Raw genomic sequence first — 1,420 nt, forward strand, 5'->3', positions numbered from 1 at the left:
GCTTAAAGACAGTACAGCTTGACATAAGACAACGGCCGTGAAATTGATGTCACGGCTAATAAAAAAATGGGTCTGGATTGCTTTTTATCTCTAGGTTGTTGTTAGGTGATTGCTGACTGATTAATAATGGTTGAATGTCAATCGGCTTTTCCTTTCAGGGAGACGAAATCGGGCCTATGGGAATTACTATTGTCACCATTTTGCGGGGGATGAAAACGATTTCTCACTTCGGGGGGAGTGGGTAAACCCTGTTTCATTTCTGCCACTTTTAAGAGGATCAAATACTCATAAAAAGCTTGCAGAGTACACCAAGCAAAACCAGCTTTACCATCGAGAATTCCCGCCAAGATAAAATACATATAAAACCAACGAAGCAGGGGACGAAAAGGCAATCGTAGAGAAAAATCTTTTAAAGCTCTCCGTCTATCTACTTCAGTTTCACCAAAAAATAAATTTTTCCAACTAACACCACCGTTAGCCAACTGATGTAGGGTTTCTGCTGCTTCATTGGTAGAGTAACGATTATGTTTTTCAATCCAACGACTTAAACCTTTACTACAGGTATAGTGGGGATAGGTTTCTTGTAAAAAAGAGGTTTTTCCTCGACATTCTTCCCTTTCCGTGTGACCATAATCGCTAAACCAGACTTGATCTTTTCTAAATAGACGCATTTGATAACGAGGATACTGGGTGCTGCGACGGATCCAAGTTCCCATAAACATAACTCTTTCGGCCACATAAAAACCAGTAAATTCCTGTTGTTGAGTGGCACGCAGACATTCTGCATACAGTTGGGGTGTCATCCTTTCATCTGCTTCGAGAATATAAACCCAATCGTATTTAGTCTCGATATTTTCCAACATCCAAGTTCTTTGTTTACCATGACTCTCGAATTGATGCTGAATCACGCGCACTGGATAACGAGAAGCGATCTCTACTGTGCGATCGCTACTGTAGGAGTCAACCACAATCACATCATCGGACATAAGTGCCGATTCCACACAGGCGGCAATATCAATTTCTTCGTTATGGGTGAGAATGTAAATGGAAAACATAGATATAGTATGGTGTTTGATTATACGAAACTCGATCGGGTAGTAGTCCTATTGTGTACCAGAAAAATTGGAATTAAAACCCTTATTATCCCAGAAATTTTCTTAAAACTGCCAGACTGAGCCTATTCTACCCTTGATCGCCATTTTGTCAATATTCCTTAAGTATTACTTGAAAAATTCGGTTCTTCGTTACTTGGTATGGTTCGATAGGGGGGCATAAATCGACTAAATCCTTATCTGGCAAGAGACTTAATTGATTAGTTCGCTCTAGAAAAAAACAATTAACAAAAATCGCTAAATGCCTTTCTCTATAAGGGTTCCATCCCTTATAACCCCCGTCCATTGCATAACACAAACCGAAGAGC

The 1,420-nt window shown here is 40.0% G+C and carries 2 protein-coding genes; both read right to left on the minus strand.

What is annotated here, in order from left to right; all coding sequences use genetic code 11:
- Positions 1 to 137: 137 nt before the first annotated feature.
- Complete coding sequence (locus IQ242_RS24715) at positions 138 to 1,055, minus strand: glycosyltransferase family 2 protein (RefSeq protein ID WP_193961773.1); 918 nt, start codon at positions 1,053 to 1,055, stop codon at positions 138 to 140.
- A gap of 148 nt (positions 1,056 to 1,203) precedes the next feature.
- On the minus strand, positions 1,204 to 1,420 hold a 217-nt coding region (locus tag IQ242_RS26545), incomplete at its 5' end, for a hypothetical protein (protein WP_228021206.1).

Origin of the sequence: Microcystis sp. LEGE 08355 (assembly GCF_015207185.1) — a bacterium.
GTDB lineage: Bacteria > Cyanobacteriota > Cyanobacteriia > Cyanobacteriales > Microcystaceae > Microcystis > Microcystis panniformis.